At 68.9% G+C, this 26,271-nt stretch carries 21 protein-coding genes, 1 pseudogene and 1 riboswitch; of the genes and pseudogenes, 9 read left to right on the top strand and 13 right to left on the bottom strand.

Annotated elements, in window-relative coordinates:
- A complete protein-coding gene (gene hflX, locus BOQ54_RS09535) occupies nt 1-1,392 on the top strand; it encodes a GTPase HflX (protein WP_071923779.1) in 1,392 nt (463 codons plus the stop codon).
- 3 nt (nt 1,393-1,395) lie between these two features.
- Here hflX and mazG read toward each other — a convergent pair whose 3' ends face one another.
- Entirely contained in the window at nt 1,396-2,229 is an 834-nt protein-coding gene (mazG, locus tag BOQ54_RS09540) for a nucleoside triphosphate pyrophosphohydrolase (protein WP_071923780.1), read from the bottom strand.
- A gap of 327 nt (nt 2,230-2,556) precedes the next feature.
- On the opposite strand from mazG, the gene BOQ54_RS09545 reads away from it, so the two are divergent.
- Genes BOQ54_RS09545 through BOQ54_RS09555 form a run of 3 tightly spaced genes read left to right on the top strand, consistent with a single transcriptional unit; the run spans nt 2,557 to nt 5,488 of the window.
- Nucleotides 2,557-3,525 (top strand): tripartite tricarboxylate transporter substrate binding protein, encoded by a 969-nt coding sequence (locus BOQ54_RS09545; RefSeq protein ID WP_071923781.1) that lies wholly within the window; start codon nt 2,557-2,559, stop codon nt 3,523-3,525.
- Complete coding sequence (locus tag BOQ54_RS09550) at nt 3,516-3,989, top strand: tripartite tricarboxylate transporter TctB family protein (RefSeq protein ID WP_071923782.1); 474 nt, start codon at nt 3,516-3,518, stop codon at nt 3,987-3,989. The genes BOQ54_RS09545 and BOQ54_RS09550 overlap by 10 nt, the downstream gene beginning before the upstream one ends.
- Complete coding sequence (locus BOQ54_RS09555; protein ID WP_096335329.1) at nt 3,986-5,488, top strand: tripartite tricarboxylate transporter permease; 1,503 nt, start codon at nt 3,986-3,988, stop codon at nt 5,486-5,488. The genes BOQ54_RS09550 and BOQ54_RS09555 overlap by 4 nt, the downstream gene beginning before the upstream one ends.
- 20 nt (nt 5,489-5,508) lie before the next feature.
- Here BOQ54_RS09555 and BOQ54_RS09560 read toward each other — a convergent pair whose 3' ends face one another.
- Together BOQ54_RS09560 and BOQ54_RS09565 are read right to left on the bottom strand one after the other, a co-directional pair.
- Complete coding sequence (locus BOQ54_RS09560; RefSeq protein ID WP_026015299.1) at nt 5,509-5,979, bottom strand: Lrp/AsnC family transcriptional regulator; 471 nt, start codon at nt 5,977-5,979, stop codon at nt 5,509-5,511.
- A 20-nt stretch (nt 5,980-5,999) separates the two neighbouring features.
- Entirely contained in the window at nt 6,000-7,085 is a 1,086-nt protein-coding gene (locus tag BOQ54_RS09565) for an NAD/NADP-dependent octopine/nopaline dehydrogenase family protein (protein WP_071923783.1), read from the bottom strand.
- A 782-nt stretch (nt 7,086-7,867) separates the two neighbouring features.
- Here BOQ54_RS09565 and BOQ54_RS09570 point away from each other — a divergent pair.
- The 4 genes from BOQ54_RS09570 to BOQ54_RS09585 all read left to right on the top strand — a co-directional run bounded on the left by BOQ54_RS09570 (nt 7,868) and on the right by BOQ54_RS09585 (nt 11,263).
- A complete protein-coding gene (locus BOQ54_RS09570) occupies nt 7,868-8,209 on the top strand; it encodes a hypothetical protein (RefSeq protein WP_071923784.1) in 342 nt (113 codons plus the stop codon).
- A gap of 114 nt (nt 8,210-8,323) precedes the next feature.
- Nucleotides 8,324-9,448, top strand: a complete 1,125-nt coding sequence (locus tag BOQ54_RS09575; protein WP_071923785.1) for an ABC transporter substrate-binding protein — start codon at nt 8,324-8,326, stop codon at nt 9,446-9,448.
- Entirely contained in the window at nt 9,441-10,514 is a 1,074-nt protein-coding gene (locus BOQ54_RS09580) for a FecCD family ABC transporter permease (protein WP_063186361.1), read from the top strand. Before BOQ54_RS09575 ends, BOQ54_RS09580 begins: the two co-directional genes overlap by 8 nt.
- On the top strand, nt 10,511-11,263 hold the full coding sequence (locus BOQ54_RS09585) for an ABC transporter ATP-binding protein (protein ID WP_083585949.1): 753 nt from the start codon (nt 10,511-10,513) through the stop codon (nt 11,261-11,263). The genes BOQ54_RS09580 and BOQ54_RS09585 overlap by 4 nt, the downstream gene beginning before the upstream one ends.
- Here BOQ54_RS09585 and BOQ54_RS09590 read toward each other — a convergent pair whose 3' ends face one another.
- The 4 genes and pseudogenes from BOQ54_RS09590 to BOQ54_RS20240 form a co-directional block, all read right to left on the bottom strand.
- Entirely contained in the window at nt 11,264-12,058 is a 795-nt protein-coding gene (locus tag BOQ54_RS09590) for an ABC transporter ATP-binding protein (protein ID WP_071923786.1), read from the bottom strand. It lies immediately after the preceding gene.
- Nucleotides 12,055-13,062: a FecCD family ABC transporter permease gene (locus BOQ54_RS09595; RefSeq protein WP_071923787.1), complete on the bottom strand. Its 1,008-nt coding sequence runs from the start codon at nt 13,060-13,062 to the stop codon at nt 12,055-12,057. Before BOQ54_RS09595 ends, BOQ54_RS09590 begins: the two co-directional genes overlap by 4 nt.
- Before the next feature lie 62 nt (nt 13,063-13,124).
- Nucleotides 13,125-14,159, bottom strand: coding sequence for an ABC transporter substrate-binding protein (locus BOQ54_RS09600; RefSeq protein ID WP_063186370.1), 1,035 nt, complete (start codon nt 14,157-14,159; stop codon nt 13,125-13,127).
- Between the two features lie 126 nt (nt 14,160-14,285).
- Nucleotides 14,286-14,532, bottom strand: a pseudogene (locus BOQ54_RS20240) (ribonucleotide-diphosphate reductase subunit beta); the annotation flags it as partial.
- 137 nt (nt 14,533-14,669) lie between these two features.
- Nucleotides 14,670-14,882: riboswitch (cobalamin riboswitch) on the bottom strand.
- 211 nt (nt 14,883-15,093) lie between these two features.
- Here BOQ54_RS20240 and BOQ54_RS19745 point away from each other — a divergent pair.
- The gene (locus tag BOQ54_RS19745; protein ID WP_071923788.1) at nt 15,094-19,797 is read left to right on the top strand and encodes an alpha/beta fold hydrolase; all 4,704 of its coding nucleotides are present in this window, start codon (nt 15,094-15,096) and stop codon (nt 19,795-19,797) included.
- Here the strand turns inward: BOQ54_RS19745 and BOQ54_RS20445 are convergent.
- The 6 genes from BOQ54_RS20445 to BOQ54_RS09635 all read right to left on the bottom strand — a co-directional run bounded on the left by BOQ54_RS20445 (nt 19,724) and on the right by BOQ54_RS09635 (nt 26,005).
- Nucleotides 19,724-20,644: an alpha/beta fold hydrolase gene (locus BOQ54_RS20445; RefSeq protein ID WP_432431528.1), complete on the bottom strand. Its 921-nt coding sequence runs from the start codon at nt 20,642-20,644 to the stop codon at nt 19,724-19,726. The genes BOQ54_RS19745 and BOQ54_RS20445 overlap by 74 nt on opposite strands.
- An 18-nt stretch (nt 20,645-20,662) precedes the next feature.
- Nucleotides 20,663-20,902: a DUF1127 domain-containing protein gene (locus tag BOQ54_RS09615; RefSeq protein WP_186437972.1), complete on the bottom strand. Its 240-nt coding sequence runs from the start codon at nt 20,900-20,902 to the stop codon at nt 20,663-20,665.
- A gap of 121 nt (nt 20,903-21,023) precedes the next feature.
- Nucleotides 21,024-22,268 (bottom strand): NAD(P)-binding domain-containing protein, encoded by a 1,245-nt coding sequence (locus tag BOQ54_RS09620; protein WP_071923790.1) that lies wholly within the window; start codon nt 22,266-22,268, stop codon nt 21,024-21,026.
- Between the two features lie 79 nt (nt 22,269-22,347).
- The gene (locus tag BOQ54_RS09625; RefSeq protein WP_071924460.1) at nt 22,348-22,956 is read right to left on the bottom strand and encodes an OsmC family protein; all 609 of its coding nucleotides are present in this window, start codon (nt 22,954-22,956) and stop codon (nt 22,348-22,350) included.
- Nucleotides 22,957-23,199: 243 nt separating this feature from the next.
- Nucleotides 23,200-24,696, bottom strand: coding sequence for a cysteine synthase A (gene cysK / locus BOQ54_RS09630; RefSeq protein WP_055458269.1), 1,497 nt, complete (start codon nt 24,694-24,696; stop codon nt 23,200-23,202).
- Nucleotides 24,697-24,736: 40 nt separating this feature from the next.
- A complete protein-coding gene (locus tag BOQ54_RS09635; RefSeq protein WP_071923791.1) occupies nt 24,737-26,005 on the bottom strand; it encodes an MFS transporter in 1,269 nt (422 codons plus the stop codon).
- Nucleotides 26,006-26,271: the final 266 nt, after the last annotated feature.

Consider the following 26,271-nt stretch of genomic DNA (forward strand, 5'->3'; position numbering starts at 1 on the left):
TTGACCGAACCGAAAAACCGAAAGGGCGCGCTTGCCGCGCACCTGACCGAGCCTGAGAAGACCGTCGCTTCGGGGACCGCGACCTTCGTCGTCGGTCCTTATCCTGCGCGCAAGGCACGCGTGCGGGAGGAGGGCGGAGCGAACCTGCGGGATCCGCAGGCGCGGCTCGACGAAGCGGTGGGCCTCGCGCGCGCCATCGACCTCGACGTCGTCGAGGCCTTCATCGTGACGCTCGACGACGTGCGCCCGTCGACCTATCTCGGCAAGGGCAAGGTCGAGGAGCTGACCGGAGCCATCAAGGCCTCCGACATCGGCCTCGTGGTGATGGACTGCGCGCTGTCGCCGGTGCAGCAGCGCAATCTGGAACGGGCCTGGGGGTGCAAGGTCATCGACCGCACCGGGCTCATTCTCGAGATCTTCGGCCGCCGGGCCCGGACGCGCGAGGGCGCGCTCCAGGTCGAGCTGGCGCATCTGGCCTATCAGAAGAGCCGGCTGGTGCGCTCGTGGACGCACCTCGAACGCCAGCGCGGCGGCTTCGGCTTTCTCGGCGGTCCCGGTGAGACGCAGATCGAGGCGGATCGACGCATCATCCAGGAGCGCATGACGCGGATCGAGCGCGACCTCGAGCAGGTCAAGCGCACCCGCTCGCTGCACCGCGCCAGCCGCCGGCGCGTGCCTTATCCCGTCATCGCGCTGGTCGGTTACACCAACGCCGGCAAGTCGACGCTGTTCAATCGGCTCACCACCGCCTCGGTGATGGCCGAGGACATGCTGTTTGCGACGCTCGACCCGACGGCGCGCGCCATCACCCTGCCGCACGGGGAGAAGGCCATCCTCTCCGATACCGTCGGCTTCATTTCCGATCTGCCGACGATGCTCGTTGCCGCCTTCCGCGCGACGCTGGAAGACGTCGTCGAGGCCGACGTGCTCCTGCACGTGCGCGACGTGTCGCACGAGGATACCGAAGCCCAGGCGGCCGACGTCGAGACCATCCTGCGCGAGCTCGGCATCGACGAAACCCGCCAACGCAGCCTCATCGAGGTCTGGAACAAGGCTGACCTGCTCGATGAAGCGGGCCGCGAGCGCCTCGCCGCGCTCGCCGTTCGCAAGGGTGAAGGGCCGCAGCCGGTGCTCGTGTCGGCCCAGACCGGATATGGCATCGACGCCCTGCTCGCCGAGATCGAGGCGCGCATCGCCGCCGGCAGGCCCGTCTACCGGGTGATCCTTGCCCCGACGGAGGGGGCGACGCTCAACTGGCTCTATGAGGAGGCCGAAATCCTCAGGCGCGAGGAGGGCGAGGACGGACACATCGCGCTGACCATCCGCCTGTCGCCCGACAAGGAGGCACGCCTGACCCGGCGCTGCCCCGGCGCGCGGCGCGTCGCGGCCTGAGCCTCACGCGCCCTCGCGTTCCCTGCGCTTGGCTTCCTGCCAGATGTCCTCCATGTCCTCGAGGGAGACGTCGGCCATGGATGCGCCCTGGCCTTCAACGACTTGCTCGATGAAGCGGAAGCGGCGCTCGAACTTGGTATTGGTGCCGCGCAGCGCCGCCTCCGGGTCGATTTCGAGGTGGCGAGCGAGATTGGCGACGGCGAAGAGCAGGTCGCCGATCTCGTCCTGCTGAGCCGCCCGGTCGGTCGAATCGAGCGTCTCCTCCACCTCGCGAAGCTCCTCGCGGATCTTGTCGACGACGGCCCGCCGATCCGTCCAGTCGAAGCCGACCGTCGCCGCCTTGCGCTGCAGCTTCTCGGCCCTTGTCAACGCGGGCAGCACCTTGGGCACGTCGGCGAGGAGGCCGCGGGGCGCGTCCTCCTCCCCGCCCGCGGTGGAGCGCTCGCGGCGACGTTCGTCCTTCTCCTGCCGCTTGATGTCGTGCCAGAGCGCCTTCACCGCCTCCGGCGCGAGATCGCGCGCCTCGCCGAAGACGTGCGGATGGCGGCGGATGAGCTTGGCGGTGATTGCCTGAACGACATCGCCGAAAGCGAACAGGCCCTCTTCCTCCGCCATGCGGGCATGGAAAACGACCTGCAGCAGGAGATCGCCGAGCTCATCGCGCAGGTCGAGGAAATCCCGCCGCTCGATCGCATCGGCCACCTCATAGGCCTCCTCGAGCGTATAGGGCACGATGGTCTCGAAGGATTGTTCGAGATCCCAGGGGCAACCGGTGCCGGGCGTGCGCAGCGCCGCCATGATGGCAAGGAGCACCTCGATGTCGCGGGACGGTTTCATGTCGAGCCTCGGTGTCGGGCGGCAGCGGCCGATTGGGGCCCTCAATAGCAGAATTTTCGGCCGGTGCCCCTGTTCGGCTCCACACGGTGGGTGACAGTAATATTTCAACCACGGAGGAGCGTCCGCACGGCATTTTCGGGGCAGGGGCCGGCAGCGGCGTGAAAGGAAAACCTATTCCGCTGCTCCTGCGCTATCGTCAGGCCGTCGTGCCGGCAGAACCGTCTTTCTGTTGTACGTTGAAAAGAACACGTTGGCCGTTATAGAGGACAACAAGATCGGCTGTGCGCCGCCGTTCCGATGCGGCGGATTTTCGGAGGAGTGGAGCAGATGAAACGAGTTTTCCGCGCAGGGGTCATGGGAGTGGTTGCCGCCGTCGCGTTGTCCGGCAGCGCCCTTGCGGCAGATTATCCAACGAAGCCGATCGAGATGATCGTCGCCTTCGCGCCGGGCGGCGGCACCGACGTTGCCGCCCGCTCGATCGCGAGCTTCATGGAGAAGCATCTTGGCGGCGGCGCGCGCATCGCCGTCATCAACAAGCCCGGCGCCGGCGGCGAGATCGGCTGGACGGCGGTCGCCCAGGCCAAGCCCGACGGCTACACCATCGGCTTCATCAACGTGCCGGCCATCAATGCGCTCGTCGTCGAGGGCAAGGCCAAGTTCAAGATGGACGACTTCCAGCCCATCGCGAACCTCGTCTACGACCCGGGCGTGCTCGTCGTCGGCAAGAACAGCCCGTACCAGTCCGTGAAGGATCTCGTCGAGGCGGCCAAGGCGAAGCCCGGCTCGATCGCCATCGGCACGTCCGGCGCCGTCGGCTCGTCCGAGCACATCACCATCCTCAATTTCGAGCGCCTGGCCGACGTCAAGCTGACGCACGCGCCCTTCGGCGGCACGGCGCCGGTGCGCCAGGCGGTGCTCGGCGGCCACATCCCCGCGGCGACGATGAACCTCAGCGAGGCGCTGCAGCTGTCGCGCGAGGGCGAGATCCGCGTCATCGGCGTCATGAGCGAGGAGCGCTCGGACTATCTGAAGGATGCGCCGACCTTCCGCGAACAGGGGTATGACGTCGTCGCCGGGTCATCGCGTGGCATCGCCGCGCCCAAGGGCATTCCTGCCGATATCGTCGCCAAGCTCGAAGCGGCGGTCGACAAGGCTCTGAACGATCCAGAATACCTCGAGGCGGCCAAGAAGGCGGAGATCCCGCTACACTATCTTGCCTCGGGTGACTACAAGGCCTTCCTCGACAAGAGCACCGCCGACCTCGAGGCGACCTGGAAGGTCTCGCCGTGGCGGTGACGACCGGTCCCTCTCGACGCATCGTCGAGATCGTGTTCGCGGCGGCGCTGATCGCCGTCGCGGGTGCGGTATTCGTCCTCTCGGCCGATTATCCGGCCGAGAGCGCGGCCTTCCCGCGCGTGCTGGCGGCACTGCTTGCCCTGTGCGCCGTCATCGTCACCGTGCGCCAGCTCCGGCACGGCACCGAAGCCGGCGGGCAGCCGTTCTTCGCCCATCTGCCGCGCTTCCTGCTCGCGGTCGTGATCCTCGTCGCCTATGTCGCGGCCATCGGCGTCGCCGGCTACCTGCTGCCGAGCTTCGCGCTCGCCGTCGGCCTGCCGTTCGTGCTCGGCTATCGGCGCCTCGCGCTCACCGTCCCGCTCGCCCTCGGCACGCTTGCCGCGATCGTCCTCATCTTCAATGTCGTCCTCGAGCGGCCCCTGCCGCCCGACGTCCTGATGCACCTGTGGGAGACGGTGCGGTGATCGATGCCCTTATCCATGCCCTGCCGCACGTCTTCGCGCCGGCCAATCTTCTCGCCGTCGTCATCGGCTCTGTCGCCGGCCTCGTCGTCGGCGCGTTGCCTGGCCTCACGGTGACGACCGGCATCGCCATCCTCATTCCCATCACCTTCGGGCTCGATCCGCTGTTCGCCCTCGGCATGATGGCCGGCATGTACAACGCGGGCAGCTATGGCGGCGCCATTCCCGCCATCCTCATGCGCGTGCCTGGCACGCCGGCCTCCGTCGCCACCATCCTCGACGGCTACGAGATGACGAAACGGGGCGAGGCCGCCTATGCGCTGCAGGTCGCGGTCGTTTCCGGCGTCATCGGCAGTGCCCTCTCGGCCGTCGCGCTCATCCTCTTCGCGCCGCCGCTCGTCAAGGTGAGCCTGCTGTTCGGGCCGGCGGAATATTTCTGGCTGGCGATGCTCGGCCTTGCCACCATCTCGGCGCTGCTCGGCGACGACCTCGTCAAAGGCGTCACGGCCTCGCTCATCGGCCTCCTCATCGGCACGGTCGGGCAGGATCTGACGAGCGGCACCGAACGCTTCACCTTCGGTAGCCTGGAGCTGATGGACGGCTTTAGCATCGTGGTTCTGCTGACCGGGCTCTTCGCTTTGCCGCCGGTCTTCCAGATGGCGGAGGAATCGATCAAGGAAGGCATGTCGGCAGCGGCCCTGAAATTCAGGAAACAGCGTTCCGTCCTGCGCGAATGGCGCTATTTCCTGCCCGTCTGGCTGCGCAGCTCCGCCATCGGCGTCTTCATCGGCATCATGCCGGGCGCCGCCGGCAGCATGTCGTCCTTCCTCGCCTATAACGACGCCAAGCGCGTGGCGCGCAGCCCGGAAACCTTCGGGCAGGGCAACCCGGAGGGTGTCGCGGCCTCGGAGGCCGGCAACGGCGCGGACAATGCAGCCGCGCTCATTCCGGCCCTGTCGCTCGGCATTCCGGGCTCGGGCGTCGCGGCCGTCATTCTCGGCGGGTTGCTGGTGCATGGCCTCAGGCCGGGGCCGCAGCTCTTCCGCGACCATCCGGACGTCGTCTACGGCTTCATGCTGCAGATGCTCCTGTCCGCCTTCCTGCTGCTCGTCGTCGGCGGCCTTGCCGCGACGCGCATCTTCGGCCAGGTGCTGCGGCTGCCGCGCGTGGTGCTGGCGCCGCTGATCATCCTCTTCGTCGCCATCGGCGTCTATGCCGTCAACAACGCGATGTTCGACCTCTACATCCTCGTCGGCGTCGGGCTCGTCGCCTATGTGATGGAGAAGCTGGGCTATCCGCAGGCGCCCGTCGTGCTCGGGCTCATCCTCGGGCCGATGGCCGAGAGCCAGCTGCGGCTCTCGCTCACCATCTCCCAGGGCAACCCGGCCGTGCTGGTGTCGTCCTGGGTGTCGATCATCATCGCGCTGCTGACCGCCCTCGTGCTGGTGACGCCGCTCTACCGGGCCTGGCGCGAGCGGCAGCGCAAGCCGGCGGCGGCCTGAAGGCCGCCGCTCGGGACCGCTCAGCCCGAGGCGAGGGCGTAGTCGAGCGGTATCTCGGTCGTCGACTTGATCTCCTCCATGGCGAACATGGAGGAGACGTCGGTGAGATCGACGCGGCTGATGAGCTTCTTGTAAACCGCGTCATAGGCCGCAATGTCGGTGACGAGGGCGCGCAGGAGATAGTCTATCTCGCCGCTCATGCGATAGACGTCGACGATCTCCGGGATATCGGCCACGGCCTTCTGGAACTTCTCGAGCCAGGCGAGCGTGTGCTGGCTCGTGCGCACCGCGATGAACACGGTGACGCCGGCGTTGAGCTGCTTGCGGTCGAGCAGGGCGACGCGCTTGCGGATGATGCCGGCCCGTTCCAGCTTCTGGATGCGCCGCCAACACGGTGTGGGCGACAGGCCCGCCCGCTCCGCGATCTCGGCGATGGAGAGGGTCGCATCGCCCTGCAGGGCGGCAAGGATGCGACGGTCGAATTCGTCGATCGCCATGGGCTGTCCGCCTGCTATGCCTTGGCCGCCGGCCAGCCGTGGCGGGCGCGCTGCAGCAGTTCGTCCTTCGACAGGCCGTCGAGGCCGAGCACGGGCAGGAGGTCGTTCTCGGCCCGGAAGTCGCGCCCCCAGATGGCCGAGACGAGCGTGATCGCCGCCGCATGCACCGAGGTGTCGACGCCGGCGATCTTGCCCATCGCCTCGGCGAAGACGAGACCGTAGGGCACATCCTCGAGGATGAAGCGCGTATCGAGCGAGGTCGGCCCGGGCGGGCCGCCGCGCCGCGCATGGATCGTCCGCGCGATCTCGGCGAGGTCCGTCATCGGCACGTCGAAGGAGCGGTGGAAATGCTCCTCGATGGGATGGATCCTCAGGCCGAAGGCATCGGCAACGGCGAGCCGCTCGTGGTCCAGCGTCGTGATCAGCCGGCTGACGGAATCCGTCATGTAATGGTACTGCGGCCAGTTCTCGCCGCGTTCGATGCGCGTGAGATTGCCGAGCGCCAGCCCGAGATGGGCCACCGGGTTGATGTTGATGAGCGAGGTGGCGAGCACGTCGGACTGCGCGAGGAAGCGGTCGCCGAAGAGCGTCCGGCAGGTCTCGAGGCCTACGGCGGCCTGCGAGACGGGCAGGGTGGCGACATGCAGGCTGGTGCGCGCCGTCATGATCGCGACCTCGGTGCCGCTGCGCCGGCGCGCCGTCAGCACCGTGGTGCCCCAGGTGGCGATCGGCACCTCGACGCCCCGCTCGGCGAGGAGACGCGACAGGTAGAGCGCGCTCAGCGAGCACAACGAACTGATGACGACCACCTGGCCGGGCCGGATGTGCGGGGCCGCCGCTTCCATCACGGTGCGATGCCCGTTGCCGGGAACAGCGACGAGGATGACGTCGGCATCCGCGACAGCCCCGGCCGCGCTCGAAGCGACCTCCGGCCGGCACTCGCCCTCGATCTTGCCGCTGTAGCGCAGGCTCTCCCCCGCCGCGAGCTCGCGCGTGCCCGCGCCCGACGGCGACCAGAGCACCGGCACATGGCCGTGGTGGGCAAGCCAGGCGGCGGTGGCAAGACCGATACCCCCGGTCCCGAGAATGGCAACCTTCATGTCGTCTCCCGAAAGATTCCTTGTACACACCGGCGCATTTCCGGCGCCGGCTGCCGATCATAGCGCGGTGCGCGGGAATTCCTGCCTCAATTTGCCGGGCAGTGGAGCATGCGATTTCTGCCACTCGCTCGAGTGCTTGCCTTTGCGCAAAGCGGTTCCCGCTCTTGCCAGCTGTTGAGCCGGGCGGCGAGCGCATGGCCCGCAAAGACGGCGCCGAGCGGCAGGAGGACGACGGCTCCCAGATGGAGCGCGGGCCACCACAGGGTGATCGAGGAGAAGGGTGAGAGGGCTTTCAGCATGATATCCGCGTAGACGGGCGACCATTGAAGCGCTCGTCCTCGCCGATGAAGATCCGAGCAGCGTGGGGGCATCAGCCTTTGCGGCGGTTAGGGGACCCATCCCTTGCGGTCTCCTCGATTGTTGACACGCTGGAGAGGCGCAAGAGACCTGCCGGACGGCTCTGGCGCGATCGCCTCCATTAAATGCGATCGGTTCGCGTTCAAAGAATGAATTATGATTTTATATAAGTGGCTTGTCGGACATTATTTAAAAATTGCTTTATCTAATGATATAACTCTCTCCCTGGCGGTTGCGCGACATCAATTACGCTCGCGCTCCCAGTGCTAAGCATATGTCAAAGGGCGAGGCGGCGTTGGGCCGCAGCGAGGTCCTGTTGAGCCGCACCGGCGCGATGCTAATGTCGCCGGTGAACCGGGGGACGGTGCGTGCAAATGAGGCGCAGACGGCAGGGGACGGGAACGCGACGCTGGATAGCGGTCGTCGTGGCCTATCTCTTCGTTTTGCAGTCGCTCCTTACAGGCCTTGCCGTCGAGGTCCATGCCGTCTCAGGCCCGGACGGCGACATTGCCTTCATGCTCTGCGCTCCCGGCACCATGGATATGCAGCAGGACGAGGGCACCCCTGCGACGGACGGGCGCTTCAACTGCTGCATCGTCGGCTGTCCCCTGACGGGCAGCGCCGTGCCGCCGGCAGCGGGCGCCTTTACTCCTGTTGCCTACCGCATCGAGGACCGTATCGCCTTCGCGAACCATCGCGACGAGCCGCGCGGCTTCCTCGCCTGGCATTGTTCCGCCTGTCCACGGGGGCCGCCGGCCGCTGCCTGAACGGGCGACAGCGCCCGTCCCCCTGTCCGCTCGCAACGCCTTCCTACCCGAAGCGCAACGTTGCGTGTCTTCCCGGAACAGCGCCGGCCAGCACAGCCGGCAAGGCAGGCATCCATGTTCAGAACCGTTTCGAGGCTGCTCGCGGCAGCCGTCGTCATCGCTTGTCCGCTCGCGGCGGGCGCGGCCCCTACCGAAATCACCGATGCGCTCGGCCGCAAGGTCACGGTCGAGCTTCCCGTCGCGCGTGTCGCCGTCAACTTCAACTTCGAGGAATTCACAGCCGTGGCCGGGCTCGAAGGCTGGCGCCGCGTCGTCGGCATCTCGCGTGCGCCGTGGGAAGGCTGGCGACCGGCCATCTTCTCCCGCTACAAGGCGGTCATCCCCAACCTCGCCGACATGCCCGATATCGGCCACACCGACGACGGCAGCTTCAGCGCCGAGAAGGTGATCGGGCTGAAGCCCGATGTCCTTTTCCTCTCCGAATGGGCCTACAAGGCGCTGACGACGGCCCGCGACCAGATCGAGGGCGCCGGCATCCCCATCGTCGTCATCGACTACAACGCCCAGGAGCTCGAACGGCATGTCGCCTCGACGCGGGCCATCGGCCGGGTCATGGGGGCCGAGGAACGCGCGGAAGAGCTCGCCGACCTCTATCGGCGCGAATACGCCGAGATCATGGCCAGGGTGGAGCGGGCCAGAAGCGAGCGGGCCGGCAAGCCACGCCCCAAGGTCTATGTGGAACTGGGGCAGGGCGGCGCCGACACCGTGGGCAACACCTACAACGGCACCATGTGGGGCCGTATCATCACGCTCCTCGGCGCCGAGAACCTCGCCGAGGGCCGGCTGCCCGGCCCGTGGGGGCAGCTCAACCCCGAGACCGTCATCGCCGAGGACCCGGACCTCATCCTCATCGCCGGCTCGTCCTGGGTGAATCGGCCGAAGGCCGTGCGCACCGGCTATGACATGACGCCGGACGGTACGCGCGCCACCCTGCGTCCCTATGCCGAACGGGCCGGCTGGTCCGACCTTGCCGCCATCCGCGAGGGGCGGATCGCCGCCATCGAGCATGGCCTGTGCCGCACGCTCTACGACTTCGTCGCGATGCAGTTCATCGGCAAGCTGCTCTATCCCGCCGCCTTCGCCGACGTCGATCCGGTCGGGGCCTTCCGGGACTACCACGAGAAGTACCTGCCGATCCCCTTCAGCGGCACCTGGATGCTGGACTACGGCCATGACTGACGTGCTCCTCGCGCCGCTGGCGCAACCCCGGGCCGAAGGCATCGCGGCCCTGCACGGCGCCATCGCGCGGCGCCGCGCCATGGTCCTCCTCGCCGGCAGCCTCGGGCTCGTCGCGAGCCTCGTCCTCGATGTCGCGACCGGCCCGGCCTTCCTCTCGCCGGCCGATGTCGTGCGCTCCCTCGCCGGCATGGCGGGAGAGCGTTCGGTCGATGCCATCGTGTGGTCGATCCGGCTGCCCGTCGCCTTCGTCGCGCTCGTCGTCGGCGCGGCGCTCGGGCTGTCGGGGGCGATTATGCAGACCATCCTCAACAACCCCCTGGCGTCGAGCTATACGCTCGGCGTCTCGGCGGGCGCGGGCTTCGGCGCCGCGCTCGTCATCGTCATCGGCGTCGCGCTGCCCGTGCCGGAGGCCTATGCCGTTCCCGTCATGGCCTTCCTCTTCGCCGCGCTCGCCTGCGCCGGCGTCTACGCCATCGGCCAGACGCGCGACGCCTCGCCCGAGATGCTGGTGCTCGGCGGCATCGCACTCCTCTTCCTGTTCCAGGCGTTGCTGTCGCTCCTCCAGTTCGTGGCCTCGCCCGAGGCCCTGCAGCAGATCGTCTTCTGGCTGTTCGGCAGCCTGCAGAAGGCGACATGGGGCAAGCTCGCCATCATCCTCCTTGTGCTCGTCGCCTGCGTGCCGTGCCTGATGCGCGACGCCTGGCGGCTCACGGCCCTCAAGCTCGGCGACGAGCGGGCCCGTGGCCTCGGCGTCGACGTGCGGCGGCTGCGCCTGCGCTGCTTCGCCCTCGTCTCGGCGCTGACCGGCGTCGCCGTGGCCTTCGTCGGCACCATCGGCTTCGTCGGCCTCGTCGCGCCGCATGTGGCGCGCATGCTGGTGGGGGAGGACCAGCGCAGCTTCCTGCCGGCCTCGGCGCTCTTCGGCGCGCTTCTCCTGTCGCTCGCCTCGATCGCCAGCAAGACCGTGCTGCCTGGCGCGGTCGTGCCGATCGGCATCGTCACCTCGCTCGTCGGCGTGCCCTTCTTCGTCTGGCTGACGGTGTCCTGCCGGAGGGCCTTCTGGTGAAAGTCGCCATTTTGCAGCTCGCCGTGCGCTACGGCGCGACGCAGGTGATCGACGGGCTCGACCTTTCGGCCGGGCCCGGCGAGATCCTCGCCGTTCTCGGGCCGAACGGCTCGGGCAAGTCGTCCCTCGTGAAGGCCGTGGCCGGCCTCGTGCCGCACGCCGGGTCCATCACCTTCGACGGCGAGGCCCGGCGGCCGGGGCGCATCGGCTACATGCCGCAGGACATCGGCGCACGCGCCGCGCTGACGGTGCTGGAGACGGTACTAGTCGGGCGTCTGGGGCGGCTCGGCCTGCGCGTCGGGGAGGCGGATCTCGCGGCGGTGGACGCCGTCCTGTCCGAGCTCGGCCTGCACCAGCTCGCCGCCCGCTATCTGGGCGAACTCAGCGGCGGCCAGCGCCAGCTCGTGTTCCTCGCCCAGGCGCTCGCGGCCGAGCCGCGACTGCTCATGCTCGACGAGCCCATCAGCGCGCTCGACGTGCGCCACCAACTCGAGGTGCTGGAGATCGTCCGGCGCCTCACCGTCGCGCGGCGGCTGACGACGCTCGTCGTGCTGCACGACCTCAATATGGCGGCCCGCTTCGCCGATGCGGTGGCCGTCATCTGCAACGGCCGGCTCGCGCGCTTCGGCACCCCGGCCGACGTCATCGACGAGGCCATGCTGGCCCAGGTCTTCGGCGTCGAGGCCTCCGTCGCCCTGGCCGGTGATGGACGCCCCAACGTCACGCCGCTGCGGGCGTCCAGGCACTGATCAGGACGCTGCATGCCGCGCGCGCGGCACCGCGACAGGGTGCCGGTAGCGGATGAAGCAGGAGCCGGCGGCATCGATTTCGACGCTCGCGTCGACCTTGAAGACCTCGGCGAGGCGCCGGCTCGTCAGGACGTCGGCAGGTTTGCCTAGCGCAACGAGGCGGCCGGCCTGCATGACGGCGATGCGGTCGCAGAACATTGCCGCGTGGTTGAGGTCGTGCAGCGCCGCGATCACGGTGATGTCCTGCGAGCGGACGAGGTCGAGCAGACCGATCTGGTGCTCGACGTCGAGGTGGTTGGTCGGTTCATCGAGAATGAGGATGCGCGGCTCCTGCGCGAGCGCGCGGGCGATGTGGAGCCGCTGGCGCTCGCCGCCGGAGAGGGTCTGCCAGGAGCGGGACGCAAGATGCGCCATGTCGACATCCGCCATGGCCTTGTCGACGATCGCCTCGTCGCGTGAGGACCAGGGGGAGAGGGCGCTCAGATGCGGCGTGCGGCCGAGCGCGACGGCTTCGCGGGCCGTCAGGCGCTCCGCCGTTTCCGCCTGCTGCTCGACGAGGGCGATTTGTCGCGCGAGATCGCGGCGTTTCATGCGGTTGAGGAGCGTGCCGGCGAGGGTGACGGTGCCCGAGACCGGCGCGCGCAGGCCTGCGAGCATCGCAATCAGGCTCGTCTTGCCGGAACCGTTGGGCCCGACGAGGCCGAGAAACTCGCCCGGCGTTACATCGAGCGACACTCGGTCGACGATGGCCCGCCGTCCGGCTCTCCAGACGAGATCCTGTGCGCTCAAGATCATCGGGCAACGGGCCTGTGTATGAGGATCAGCGCAAAGGCGGGCGCCCCGACGAGCGCCGTCATGACGCCGATGGGCAGGACCTGCCCGGGAATGACCGTGCGGGACAGGACGTCCGCCGCGATCATGAAGGTTGCGCCGATGAGGGCCGAGGCGGGCAGCAGTCGCCCGTGCCGCACGCCGACGATGAGGCGCGCCGCATGCGGAATGACGAGCCCGACAAACCCGATCGAGCCGACGATGCTCACCATGGTCGCCGTCATGAAGGCACAGGCGGCGATGAGCACCGCATAGACGCGCTTCACCGGCACGCCGAGCGATGCCGCGGACCGGGAGCCGAAGGCGAAGGCATCGAGCGCACGTGCATGGAGGAGGCAGATGAGAAGCCCGCCGAGCGTCACGGGCACGGCGAGCGACACGTCCGGCCAGCGCACGCCTGACAGGTTACCGAGTAGCCAGAACATGATGCCGCGCGCCTGGTCGGCGGTCGCCGATTTCGTGACGATGAGGGAAGTGAGGGCGTTGAAGAGCTGGGAGCCGGCGATCCCCGCGAGGATGATGGCCGCCGGGCCCCGTCCGGCCCCGAGCGCGAGCAGCGCGACGAGGCCGAAGGCGAGGAGCGCTCCGGCGAAGGCGCCGAGCGACAGCGATACGAAGCCGGAGCCGAGGCCGAGGATGGCGACCGCGACCGCCCCGCTCGAAGCGCCCGCCGAGATGCCGAGGATATACGGGTCGGCAAGCGCGTTGCGGAGCAGGGACTGGAGCACGACGCCGCCCAAGGCGAGCGAGGCGCCGCAGCAGGCCGCGACGAGGGCGCGCGCGATGCGGTAGTTCCAGACGATGCCCTCGTCGATGGGATCGAGTGCATAGCCCGCACTCCACAGGCGGTTGGCCACGGTCTTGGCCACCGTCTCAACCGGAATGGACGTCTCGCCCACGGCCGCGCCGAGCGCGAGCCCGGCCGTCAGGATCGCGGCAGCGACGAGTCCATCCGCAACGAAGCGCAAAGGCGCGAGCGCCGGCCTTGTCCGGCCCGCGTCAACTTCGACCGGGGACAGCTGTAGCGACGTCACTGGACGAGACCGGCTTTCTCGAGCGCATGGGCGAGAACCTCGATGCCCTCGATCGTGCGGATCGTCGGGTTCATCGCCTGGGCGTCCATGACGATGACGCGGCCGTCCTTCACCGCCGGCATGAGGCGCGTGACCGGATCGCTCTCGAGGAATTTCAGCTTCACGGTGATGTCGTCGGCCGGGTAGCGGCGCCGGTCCATCCGGCCGGCGACGAGGACCGTCGGATTGGCCCGCGCGATCGTCTCCCAGCCGACCGTCGGCCATTCCTCCTTGCTCTCGATGACGTTGCGGACCCCGAGCGTCGCCATGATGTAGCCCGGTGCGCCGCTCAGCCCCGCGACATAGGGATCGATGTCGAGCTGGGCGCTGGAGAACCAAAAGACGGCCGACACCTTGCCGCCGAGCGAGGCGATCTTCTGCCGGGCCGCCGCTTCGCGGGCCTTCAGCTTTGCGATCAGCGCGTCGCCCCGCTCCTTGACGTCGAAGATGCGGGCGAGATCGTCGATCTCCTGATAGATCAGCTCCATCGAGAATTTGGTGGTGCGCACGCCGTCGCCGCCACTCGAATTGTCCTTGCCGATGCAATCGGCCGGGGAGGTGTAGACCGGGATGCCAAGCTCGGCGAACTGCTCGGGCGTCGCGACCACGCCCCGTGGGCCGATCTGCCACTGGAACTGCGTCGTGACGAGGTCAGGCTTCGCGCCGAGCACGCTCTCGAAGCTTGGATCGTTGTCGGCGAGCCGCGGGATGGTGGCATTGACCTCCTCGTAGCCCTCGATCACCGGCCCGAGCCACACCGCCGTACCGACGACCTTCTCCGCAAGGCCAAGGAGGTAAAGGATTTCCGTCGAGCTTTGGCCGACGGAAACCGTGCGCGTCGGCGCCTGCGTAAAGATGATGTCACGGCCGCAGTTCTTCACCGTCAGCGGATATTGTGTCTGCCCGGCGACGGCAGGTGGAGCAAGCGCCAGGAGGGCGGCTGCACCGCAGGCCCCGAGGAAGGGACGGAGGAAGCTGGTTGGCAAGGTCATGGTCCTTTTTGGGAAACAGGCCATCTGGTTTTGCCGTCCATCCCGTGCGGGAGCGGCGCAGATGGCTGAGAGCAGGGCGCGTCGCAGCAAAATGAAATGTTATAACATTCACTATGTCACGCCGGGTACCGGCGCAAGATCGTTTGCACGGCATTCGCGCCATACACAGGTGGCTGCGTAGCAGCGGTTGGCGATGAAGTGCATGTGCTGGTCGCACGGCGGCGCGTTCAACCCGAGGAAGCCGCGCGGTATGGTGTCCCGTCCCGCAGGCTGCCTCGCTCTCGGCCGCTTGCTTCAGCATCGTCCTGAACTCGTCCTGGAAGGCGCCGGTCCACAGATGCGGGTTCTCGGACCTGATCTGGTTGATGGCGTTCGGTTTCCACGGACAAAGACACCGGCTTCAAACCCTATTATCGGGCGCAAAGGCCGGGCGGATGCGAGGATGGCGTCGACGGCTCACGCCGTGGTCCCGACGACCCAAGCGACCCACCGGGACACCCCGCCCGAGGACGTTTCGTTCCAGTCACGGCAGGTCTCCTGGCTCGCGGGTCGTCGCCTTCGTCCGGCCTTCCCGGAGCCCGCGGGCTCCAGTGACACGCGATGGACGATTGGCTCGCCGCTCACAGTTGCGGGGGCAGCTCCGGCCTTGCCGCTCGGCGCACCGGATTCCCTCTTAGCTCTCGTTTCAGGACGATTCGAGAGACCATGACTACTAGATAGCGTGCCGATCGCGAGCGGCAGCGTCAATATCTTGGCGCCATCCTTCCTCGACTGTGTTGGCGAGCCGCCGAGCCGGCGAGCGTTCCCACTCCGGCGCACGGGGTGCGGGTTTCGTCGGGTGCGCTGCGGCACATCCCGGCAGCGCTGGCCGAATGATAACTTTCAGCCCTCCGCCGCAATTGGTACATTTTGAAACGAGTAGAGGCAGCATGCCGTGTCGCTCGATATCCGCGTTCTTGGAGACCTGACGGTCCTTCGCGCCGGCGAGGCCGTGTCCCTGCCGCCGTCGCGCAAGACGCGGGCGCTGCTGGCCTATCTCGCCATGACCGACAGGCCGCAGCGGCGCGAGCGGCTGTGCGAGATGTTCTGGGAAATCCCGGACGACCCGCGCGGCGCGCTGCGCTGGAGCCTGTCGAAGATCCGCCAGATCGTCGAGAACGGCGAGGGCGGCGTTCTGGAGGCCGACCGCAACACGGTCTATCTCAACAAGGACGGTCTGGTCCTCGATGCGGCGCCGCTGCGCGGCCTCGGCATCCGCGATATCGAGGCGCTCGGCACCGAAAGCCTGGAGGCGCTCGCCGGCGCCTTCCGCGGCCGCTTCCTCGACGATCTCTCGCTGCCGCGCTGCCCGGAGTTCGAGGCCTGGCGCATCGCCGTCGGCGACGAGCTCGACGTCACGCGCCTGCGTCTCCTGCGCATCCTGATCGACCGTCTGGCGGACGAGCCGGAGCGCGCGCTCGTCCACGCCCGCATATTGCAGGCCCTCGAGCCCGACGACGAGACGGTGCGCACGGACATCCGCCGGCTCGGAGAGGCTGCCCGCCGGATCGCGATGGTCCAGCCGCGGCAGGCCGGGGAGGGCGAGGCTGCGCCTGTCGAGGCCCGCGAGGAGAGGGAGGCGGAGCCGCAGGGCCCGGCCGCAGCCACGCCGCTGGCCCAGGAAATCCGTCGCTGCGCGACGCCCGACGGCGTGCGGTTGGCCTATGCGTTGAGCGGCCAGGGGCCGCCCCTTGTCCGTGCCGCCCACTGGATGTCGCATCTGGAGCGGGACTGGGACAGCCCGGTGTGGAAGCACTGGATGGAAGGGCTATCAGCCGATTTCCGTCTGGTGCGCTACGACCAGCGCGGCAACGGCCTGTCGGACCGTGACCCGGCCGATCTCACCTTCGAGGCGATGATCGCCGACCTTGAGAGCATCATCGACGCCGCGGGTCTGCGCCGAGTCTTCCTGCTCGGCATCTCACACGGGTGCGCCACGTCGATCGCCTATGCCGCGCGCCATCCCGAGCGCGTGGCCGGCATGGTGCTCTACGGCGGCTTCAGCCGGGGCTGGCGCAGGCGCGGGGACCCGCGCGAGGTGGCGCGCCGCGAGGCGATGAGTGCCCTGATGCGCGAGGGCTGGGGACAGGACGACCCGGTCTTCCGCCAGATGTTCACCTCCATGTTCATCCCCGAGGCGACGCCCGAGCAGAAGGATTGGTACAACGATCTGCAGCGGGACACCGTCTCGCCCGAGGTGGCGCACCGGATCTTCGAGGAAGGCGGCGAGATCGACGTGACGGATCTCCTGCCGCGGATCCGCGTGCCGACGCTCGTCATGCATGCCACCCGCGACGCGGTGATCCCCTTCGAGCACGGCAAGGCGCTCGCCGCCAGCATGCCGGGTGCGCGCTTCCTCGCGCTCGACAGCGCCAACCACGTGCTCCTGGCGCACGAGCCGGCCTTCGCCACTTTCCTCGAGGAGACGCGCCGCTTCCTTGCCGATCCGGAAGAAACGCAGAAGCTTTCCCAGCCGCCGGCGCGTCTCGGTATCGACCGGTCCCGCCAGTACGTCACGGTGCTGGCTGCCGAGGTCGTCAGCCCGCTCGATGCCGTCGAGACCGTCGATCCCGAGACCGCGGAGTGCGAGCTGCAGCCGATCTACGACCGCCTGGTGGCGGTGATCGAGGAGCACGGCGGCGTCGTCACGGCCAATCTCGACGGCATGGTCAGCGCGACCTTCGGCCTGGCACGGGCGACGGAGGACCACGCCTTCCTCGCCTGCCGGGCGGCGCTTGCGGCGCGGCTCGCGGTCGAGGAGCTGCCGCAGGGCGGTGCGCGGCTGAGGGCCGGGATCGACACGGGCGAGGTCATCGTGCGCCAGACGCCCGGACCGGACGGCATCCGGGTCGAGGTGAACGGCGTCGCCACGCGGTCCGCGAACCGCCTGATGCGCGCGCTGCGGCGAGCGACCATCGCCGCGACGGCCCGGGCGCGGACGGCAGCCGGTGGCTATCTCCAGATGCAGCGGATGCGCCATGCCGAACATCCGCAACTCGGGCGGGACGAGCGGGCCTACGAGCTCGTCAGCGAGAACCACGCCCTGTCCCGCTGGCATCTGAGGGCCAATCGCGGGCTGACCGGCCTCGTCGCGCGCGAGGCCGAGCTCAAGAGCCTCATCACGGCCTGGCGGCGCGTGCGCGAGGGCCATGGGCAGGTCGTCGGCATCGTTGCCGATCCCGGCCTCGGCAAGTCGCGCCTCGCGCACGAGTTCCTCGCCCTCGACGAGGTCGCCGGCTTTGCCGTTCTCGAAAGCGGCGGCCATGAATTCGATGCCAGCGTCTCGCTCGGCGTCGCCAAGAAGCTGCTGCTGTCCGCCTGCGGCATCCGCGGCGAGGACACGCTGGAGGAGGCGCGCGATCGCCTCCTGCGCCGGCAGGCGGAGCTTGCGCTCGACCCGGGTCACGGCGCGCCGTTGTCCTTCCTCGCCGACATGCCGGTCGAGGACGAGGCCTGGCACCGGCTCGATGCGCGCGAGCGGACGGCCCGCGTCTGCGCGGCGATGAGCGCCTTCCTCATCGCCGTGAGCCGGCAGGCGCCGCTCGCCCTGCTGGTGGAGGATCTGCACTGGATCGATGCGGAGAGCGAGGCCATCGTGAACCGCCTCGTCGATGCGATCGGCGCCAACCGCATCATGCTCATCGCCACCTATCGGCCGCACTACCGGCACGGCTGGGCACGCAGGGGCTCGTTCCAGCAGATCAGGCTGGAGCGTTTCGTGCGCGAGGAGATGGACGCGTTCCTGACGGCGCTGCTCGGCTCCGACCCGAGCCTCGGGGACCTGCGCGCGCTCCTGACCGAGCGGGCCGATGGCACGCCGCTGTTCCTCGAGGAGATGGTGCGGGCGCTGGCCGCGAGCGGCGCCCTCATTGGCCAGCCCGGCCATTTCGAGGCGAGAAGCCCCGTCACCGACGTGGTCGTCCCCTCATCGGTGCAGTCGGTTATCGCCGCCCGCATCCAGCAGCTCGGCGATACGGAGCGCCAGGTGCTGCAGGTTGCCGCCGTCATCGGCCGCAACGTGCCGCGCCCGCTGCTGCAGCACCTCATGGCCGGGGCCTATCTCGATGCGGCGCTCACCCGCCTGCAAGAGCTCGAATTCCTCTTCGAGGTGCAGAGCTTCCCGCATGTCGAATACACCTTCAAGCACGCCCTGACCCTCAACGTCGCCTACGACTCGCTGCTGCTGGAGGACCGCAGGCAACTGCACCGAAGCGTCTTTGCGGCGATGGAACGGCTCTATGCCGGCTCGCTGACCCACCACATCGAGCAGCTCTCCGAACATGCGTTTCGCGCCGAGCAGTGGGAGCCGGCCGCGCACTACCTGCTCATCGCCGCGGGCCGGGCCGAGGAGCGTTCGGCCTATGCGGCGGCGGCGCGGTTCCTCGAGAAGGCACGCAAGGCCATCGCGGCCCTGCCGCGGACGCCGGAGACGCTCGCCCAGGCGATCGACCTGCGCGTGCGCATGCGCCCGGCCTATGGCGCACTCGGCGACTATCACAAGGCTCTCGGCCCGCTCCTGGAGGCGCGCGAGCTCGCGATGGAGCTAGGGGATCCGCAGCGCATCTCCGACGTTCTCCTCCATCTGAGCTATCTCAACAGCTCGCACGGCCGCTTCGAGGAGGCGCTGGAGCCTGCGGAGACGCTGAATCGCGCGGCCACGGCCAACGGCGTCGAGCGCTGCATCAGCGAATCCGATCTCGCCGCCGCGCAGGCCCTCATCCTGCGCAGCAGGGCGCGGCAGGTGCTGGAGCGCCTTGCCCCGCACGAGGAACGCTTCACCAGGCTCTGGCGCCTGGAGCGCTTCGGGCAGATCGGCGCGCGATCAGTCTGGTATCTCGGCCATCGTGCCCAGGCGCAGGCCCGCCTCGGCCTGTTCGATGCGGCCGACCTGACGCTCGCCGAGCTGCGTCAAGTGGTCAGCGAGGTGGCGCGGCCCGTCGACAGCTGCGCGGAAGTCTATTTCACCGGGGTCGTCGAGGTCCTGCGCGGTCCCGATGCGCAGGTCGTGAAGCGTCTGCGGCAGACTGTGTCGGAGGCAAGCAGCAGCGGGCGGCTGCTCGTGCAGGGATGGCTGCTCGCCATTCTCGGCCACGCGGAATTCATGCTGGGCGAGATGGAGACAGCCTATGTCACGCTCGAGAAGGCCATCACCGAGGCCGAGCGGATAGACCTGCCGCAGTTCGAATGTCACGCCCGGGCCGTGCTGGCCGGCCTGCGCGCACGCCTGGGCGAGCCGGAGGCCGCGGCCAATCTCGCCCATGCGCGTGAACTCGCCCGCCAGCGCGACGACCCGTGGAGCGAGATCCTCGTGCTGCGCGGCTTCGCCGCGCTGAAGCCGGCGCGGTCCGCTGTGACCTGGCTGGAAGAGGCCTGCGCCCTTGCACGGCGGCGCGAACTGCGGCCTGAACTTGCCCGCTCGCTGCGAACCCTCGGACACGCCCAGCGCAGGATCGATCCCGCTCTCGCCGCCGCCACCCTCGCGGAGGCCGACGCGCTCTATGGCGAGATGGGCCTGCGCGAGCGCGTCACCGGCGCTTCGGGGCAGAGGACGGTGGAAAGAGCCGCCGAGGATCACGCCGCGACGGCAATAACGACGTAGCGTCGCTCGGGGACCGGGCGAGGTCGCGCCGCATCACGCGGCTTGCGACCGGGTAGCGGCTGCGCCAGCCAGCGCGACATGACGGGCGATGCGCTCCGCGACCAGCGTCTCGTGGGTTACGGGACCCATGTGCCCGGCGCCAGCCACCACCTCCAGGGCCGTGGCCGCAAGGCGCGAGGCGAGTTCCTCGGCGATGAGCCGCGTGGGTGCCGGCGCATGTTCGCCGCGCAGGAGGAGGACCGGGAAGGGGAAGCCAAGATACCGGCTCATCGCCGTCGACTCGTGGATGAGGGCGCGAAAGTCGAGGCTCGCCTTCGGCAGGTAGCCGACAAGCTTCGCCTGCAGGTCCGGGCGCATGGTGCTGAAGGCGCCGGCGCCGTTCCAGTAGTCGACGAAGCGCTCCGCCGCCGCCCGGTAGGAGCCTTCGGAGAGGCCCGTGTGGATGGCGCCTGCGATCGCCTGGATCTCCCGAAGCGCCGCTCGGCCGGGTGGGCCCATCGTCCTCAAGAGATGAAATGCGGACGGCTCGTAGGCTGAGGCTCGCCAGCCGCTCGGGCCGCCGGGCGGCGATGTGGAGCGCCAGGCCCCCGCCATAGGAATGGCCGACGAGATGCACCGGCCCCTCGAGGCGGTCGATAAGGGCGATGATGCTCGCCGCCTCGTCCGCCAGGGAGAAGATTGCCTGGCCTTCCCACGCGCCGCCTCCGTCGGAGCCGATGAGATCGGGCGCGATGAGGCGATGGTCGGGGGCGAGGCGCTCTGCGAGCCTGCGCCACTGCCGGCCTCCGCCGCCGGAGCAGTGCAGGGCGACGACGTGGCCGGCAAGGTGGCCGGGGTGCGATGCCATCTTCACGGAGGCCGTTCCTCAGTACCGGTCGCGGCCGGAGAGGCCGTGTTCGCTGAAGGCCGTCACGTCGTCGATCTGCGAGCGGTCGATGCCGACGTCCAGGAGCAGGTAGTCGGGCAGCTCGTGGAGGTCCCGCCGGGCCTGCTGCAGGTGCAAGAAGCGGCGCATGTCGGCAAAGGCTCCCGCCACGATGCGAAGAGACGGAAAGCGAGCATGCCGGCTGGCGTGAAACGGCGTGACATGGTCGAGGACACTCATGGTCGTCTCCATTCTTCGGGGCGCTGAAGGGCGCCGATGCGACACTTATCCGGGTTGAACGTGAGCGTGACCGTTGAAGAGAACGTCGGTTTCTGCGGTATGACTGTTGGATTTCTTCTCCTCATGCCGCAGTGCGGCGGCGCACGCCGAGATGGCATGCGATGTGCGCGGCAAGCGCCTCGGCATCCGCCCCTACGCCGTCGATGAAGCTCGAGTTGCGCCGGCGCATGAAGTGGAGGCCGAGCACGTAAAGCCCGGCGAGCGGGCAGATGCCGCCGTCGTGGACGATCTCGCCGCGGGCATCGAGAACCGGCATGTGCAGCCACGGATAGCTGCGCCGGTAGCCCGTCGCCCAGACGACGGTCCTGATGCCTGCCCGGTCGAGGTCGATCTCGGCACCGCCATCGTGAAGCAGGATCGGCTCGGCCGGCTCGTGCGCTGTCGCCCGGCGGAAGGTTCCGTTCTCGACCATTTCGTCGATGCTGTTCAGGATGCGGATGAGGCGCAGGTCCGCTGCGGCCGTGGTTTGCGACAGGTCGCCGGCAAAGCGCATCCGCCGGCCGCGGGCCCCGGTTGCCCGTCCCACGAGTTGTACGCCCCTGCGCTGCAGGATCGCGAGATCGATCGAGCGATGATCGGGGCTGCCGACGAGCTGCAGCGACGGCTCTTCGCGCAGGGTGGCGTGAGGGTGCATCTCCGCCTTCGCCTTGCGCAGGCTGCCGAGCCGATCGAGCCACCACAGGATGTCGTGCCCGCGGTAGCGGCGCGGCAGCCGCGTGTGATGGCCGACGGAGAGCGTGACGGGCCGCCCCGAGGCGTGGATCTCCTCGGCGAGCTGGATGCCGCTCGCCGAGGCGCCGAGCACGAGGACGCCACCTTCGGGAAGCTGGTCGGCTCGGCGATAGTCGCGCGGCACGACCTGCGCCATATGCCGCGCAAGGCGCGATGCCATGGCGGGAACGCGTGGCAGGTCGCAGTGGCCGGTGGCGATCACCAGGCCGCGCGCGGCCCATTCCCCCGCATCCGTGACGATGCGATATCCGGCGCTCACGCGCCGTGCGGATCTGACATCGACGCCGCTTTCGACCGGCGCGGCGATGCGCTGCGCATAATTCTCCAGAAACCGGACGGTCTCCGGCATGGTCATGAAGCCGTCGGGATCCGGCCCGTCGTAGCCGCCGCCGGGAAGCCGTGTCATCCAGTTCGGCGTCAGGAGTCTGAGCGAATCCCAGCGCTCGCTGCGCCAGCGTTCGCCGACACGTCCCCGTTCGAGAACGACATGGTCGATGCCGCGCGCACTCAGGCAGTGGCTCATGGCGAGGCCGGCCTGACCGGCGCCGATGATGACGATATCGGTGTAACGCATGAGAGGAGGGCCCCGCGGAAAATCGCCGGCCCCATGGCAATAGCGCCGGCGAGGGGGGAGGGTGCTTGTCGCGAATGCGTCAGGCGCTGATGCCGACGGTGACCGGCACGCCGTTGGTCAGCACGTCGAACACGGCCGAGCGGGCACGCGCCTGCGCCACGATCTCCTCGAGCTTTTCCTTCGGCGCGTCACCGGCGACGGTGAGCTGCGCGCGGATGCCCTCGTAGCCGTTGCGAACCTCCTTCGATAGGCCGAGGATGCCGCGCAGGTCGATGTCGCCCTCGACGGTCGCTTCCACCTTGTGCAGCGTGACGCCGCGGGCGGCTGCGATATTGGCGATGCCCGAGGTGAGGCAGGCGGCAAGCGCGCTCAGGAGGTACTCGACCGGTGTCGGGCCCTGGTCCGCCCCGCACAGGACGGCCGGATGGTCGCCATGGGCCTCGTGGGCGGTGGCGTGGGACTGCTCGGCGCCGGCGCCGAAGAAGTCCTTCATCGTGCTGACGCTGTGCGTGCCCGATACCCAGCGGCTGCGGGCGCGGAAGCGGAACCGCGCCAGTTCCGCCTGCCCGGCCACGGCATTGATGGTGGCGAACAGCGTCGGCGTGTCGACGCCGTTGCGCGGCGGCGGCGGCTCCTTCCGGGCCGGCTTGTCCATCGTCATGGCGGTGATGTGCGTCGTGGTGTGCATGTCGCGCTCCGGGGTGGGGAGGAACTGGCGGCCGGGTCTCGCCGCGGCCATCGTCATGTCTCGGCCATCGCCGTGTGACGCGCCGTGTGAACAAGGGTGGAAAATGCGACGTCACGCCGGCCTCGGGAGGCGGAAACGTTGGAATCCAGGTCGCGGCGCGCAAAGCGTGAAAAAGGGGAGCGGCGAAGGCCGCTCCCCTTTTCCTGGTTCGCCGGAGGGGACGCCAAGCCCCCGGGCGCCGCCTCAGGCCTTTGCGCGCGCCCATAGCGGCAGGAGGCTGTCGGGATCGGGACAGGCACCGGGATCGTGGCCGATGCCCGCCGCTGCAAGGCGCGCGCTGAGCGAGCCGTCCTTCCAGGCGGCGAGCGTATCCGTGCAGCCGCCCACGTGCCGGCCGCCGACGAAGACCTGCGGGATGGTCGGCGAGCCGATGCGCGCCCGGAGCGCCTTGCGGATCTCCCCGTCCATGGCGTTTCTCTGCCGTTCGGGCGCATCGATGTCGATGGACCGGTAGGCGATGCCGGCGCGGTCGAACAGCTTGCGGATGCTCCAGCAGAACTCGCACCACGTGAGGGCGAACATCACGACCGGATGGTCAGGATCGCCGATGGCCTCGTCGACGAAGGCATGGGCCGCCGGGTCGATGCTGACCTCGCCGGGAGTCGCCGGAGAGGCCGCGAAGGACGGTGACCGGTCGAAGCGGTAGCCGGGCGTCGAATGGGAGATCTCCTCCTCCTCCGGCGACATGTCCTCCGCGATGTGGTCGAACAGGATGGTGCTCAGATAGCGCTCGCCCGTGTCGGGCAGCATGCACAGGACGTTCCGGCCCGGCCCGGCCCGGCGCGCCACCTCGATGGCGCCGGCGAGCGTCGCCCCGCCTGAGATGCCGGCAAGGATGCCTTCGTCCGTGGCGAGCCGGCGGGCGGCTGCGAGGGCACTGCCGCCGGAGACGGGCACGATCTCGTCGACGAGGCCCTCTGCCATCGCCTTGCCGACGATTTGCGGGATGAAATCCGGGCTCCAGCCCTGCATCGGATGGGGACGAAAGCGCGTGTGCGCCCGGGTCGGCATGCCGCGCTCGTCGAAGGTCTGCGTGATGCCGCTCGACAGGAGCGTGGAATTGTCCGGCTCGCAGACGACGATGCGCGTCTGCGGCCGCTCGCGCTTGAGCACGCTCGCCACGCCCGCGAGCGTGCCGCCGGTCCCCGTGCCCGTGACCCAGTAGTCGAGCGGACGGTCGCGGAAAGCCTCGAGGATCTCGCGCGCCGTCGTGCGGGCATGGATGGCGGCATTGACCGGCGTCTCGAACTGCCGGCACAGGAACCAGCCGTGCGTCTCGGCCAGCTCGATCGCCTTGGCGAGCATGCCGCTGCCGCGCTCGACGGCTGGCGTCAGCACCACCCGCGCGCCGAAGAAGCGCATCAGCTTGCGCCGCTCGAGGCTCGCGTTCTCCGGCATCACGATGACGAGCGGGTAGCCCTTGCGGGCACAGACCATGGCGAGGCCGATGCCCGTGTTGCCGCTTGTCGCTTCCACCACTGTCTGGCCCGGCTGCAGCGCGCCGGTCCGCTCGGCCTCGGCGATGACCGCCGAGGCCAGCCGGTCCTTGACCGAGCCGCCCGGATTGAACGCCTCGAGCTTGGCGAAGAGCGCACCGCCGCCCTCGTGAATGCGGGTGAGGCGAACGACGGGCGTGTTGCCGATCGTGTCGAGGATGCTCTCGTAAGGCACTGATGTCATTGCCATCATCCTTGTCTGGAGTGTCGATGTCGAAGGGGGCTCAACGGCTCGTCCACGGGGCCGGCGCGAGGCCGCTCGGGGTGGCCTTGCCGCGCGTCGTCGTGCCGGCGGCCAGCATGGCGATGGTGGCGAGATTGGCGACGCCGGCCGCGAAGGCGATGAGGAAGGCGAGCGTGTAGCTGGCGAAGCCGTCGTAGACGAGTCCGCCGAGATAGCCGCCGACCCCCATGCCGGCCCAGGCCACCATCATCACCGTGCCGAGGGCCTGGCCGAAGCGTCCAGCCGGTACCAATTCGCGCACGCACAGGATGAGGCAGGTCATGTTGCCGGCGAAGCCGAAGCCGAACACCGCCGAGAGCGCGAGAAGGCTGATCTGGTTGTCGAGGAGGGGATAGATCGCGACGCATGCCGTCTGCATGAACGAGGCCGTCGCATAGGCGGGCAGGTTGCCGATCCGATCGGCGAGGAGGCCGAAGGCGACGCGCCCGACGGTGCCGAACAGCATCGCCACGAGCAGGCTCGTCGATCCGAGATCGGACGAGCCGCAGACCGCGGTGACGAAGCTGGCGAGGTGCACGAGCGGAAAGCCCATGCACGCGCAGCACAGGAAGGCCGCGGCCGCAAGCAGCAGGACGGGCGAGGGGCGGCCATCGCCGCTTGATCCCGTTCCGGCAGCCGGTGCCGGCGGAGCCATGGCGACCGGCGGGCGGCGGACGGACGGCATGAGGAGGCCAAGCGCCACCAGGGTCGCTGCGGCGAGGATCGCATAGGCCGGCCGCCAGCCGACGCTGTCGATGAGCAGGTTGGCCGTGTAGGGCATCACGCCCTGGCCGAGCGCGCCGCCCGCGGTGACGATGCCCATGGCGAGGCCGCGGCGACGCTCGAACCAAAGGGCAGTGACCGACAGCACCGGTGCATAGAGGCAGGCGAAGCCGAGCCCGCCGAGCACGAGGCTCGCGGCATAGAGATGCCAGAGCGACTGAGCGAAGGCGAAGGCGCCGAGCGCGGCGACCATCGCGGCCGAGCCGAAGGCGAGGAGAATGCGGGCGTCGAGCCGGTCGGACAGGCGCCCCCAGAAGAGCCCGCCCAGCGCCATGCCGACCGTGGACAGCGTATAGGCGAGGCTGAGGTCCGCCCGCGACCAGCCGAACTCGGCCTCGAGCGGCCGGATGAAGACCGACGGCAGCGCGAGGGCACCGAAGCCGAAGGCCATGGCTGTCGTTGCACCGGCCGCGGCGAGGAGTGCGCGCAGCGGCACCGGGGCGGCGCTGCCGCTGGTGATGCCGGGCACGGATTGCTGCATCTGCATGAGGTCCTGCTCCCGAGGAGTGGTCCCCCTTCAATCGGGGCTCCACATGGGAGCCGGCGTTTGAGCGAGCGTGGAAAGGCGTCCTGCGACCGTGGGAATGCGGGGCGTTAAGGCGCTTTCGGGGGCGCCACAGCTCGCTTCGCACGCGCGGGTAACGGCGAGCGCCGAGGAGGAGCGCTGGCGGCCTTGTTCACGGCCAACAGCTGCGGCGCCTGCAATTCGATCGTCGGGCCCGCCTCACCAGCACGCATTGGACTTGCCACCGT

The sequence above is a fragment of the Chelatococcus daeguensis genome (assembly GCF_001887265.1).
GTDB lineage: Bacteria > Pseudomonadota > Alphaproteobacteria > Rhizobiales > Beijerinckiaceae > Chelatococcus_A > Chelatococcus_A sambhunathii.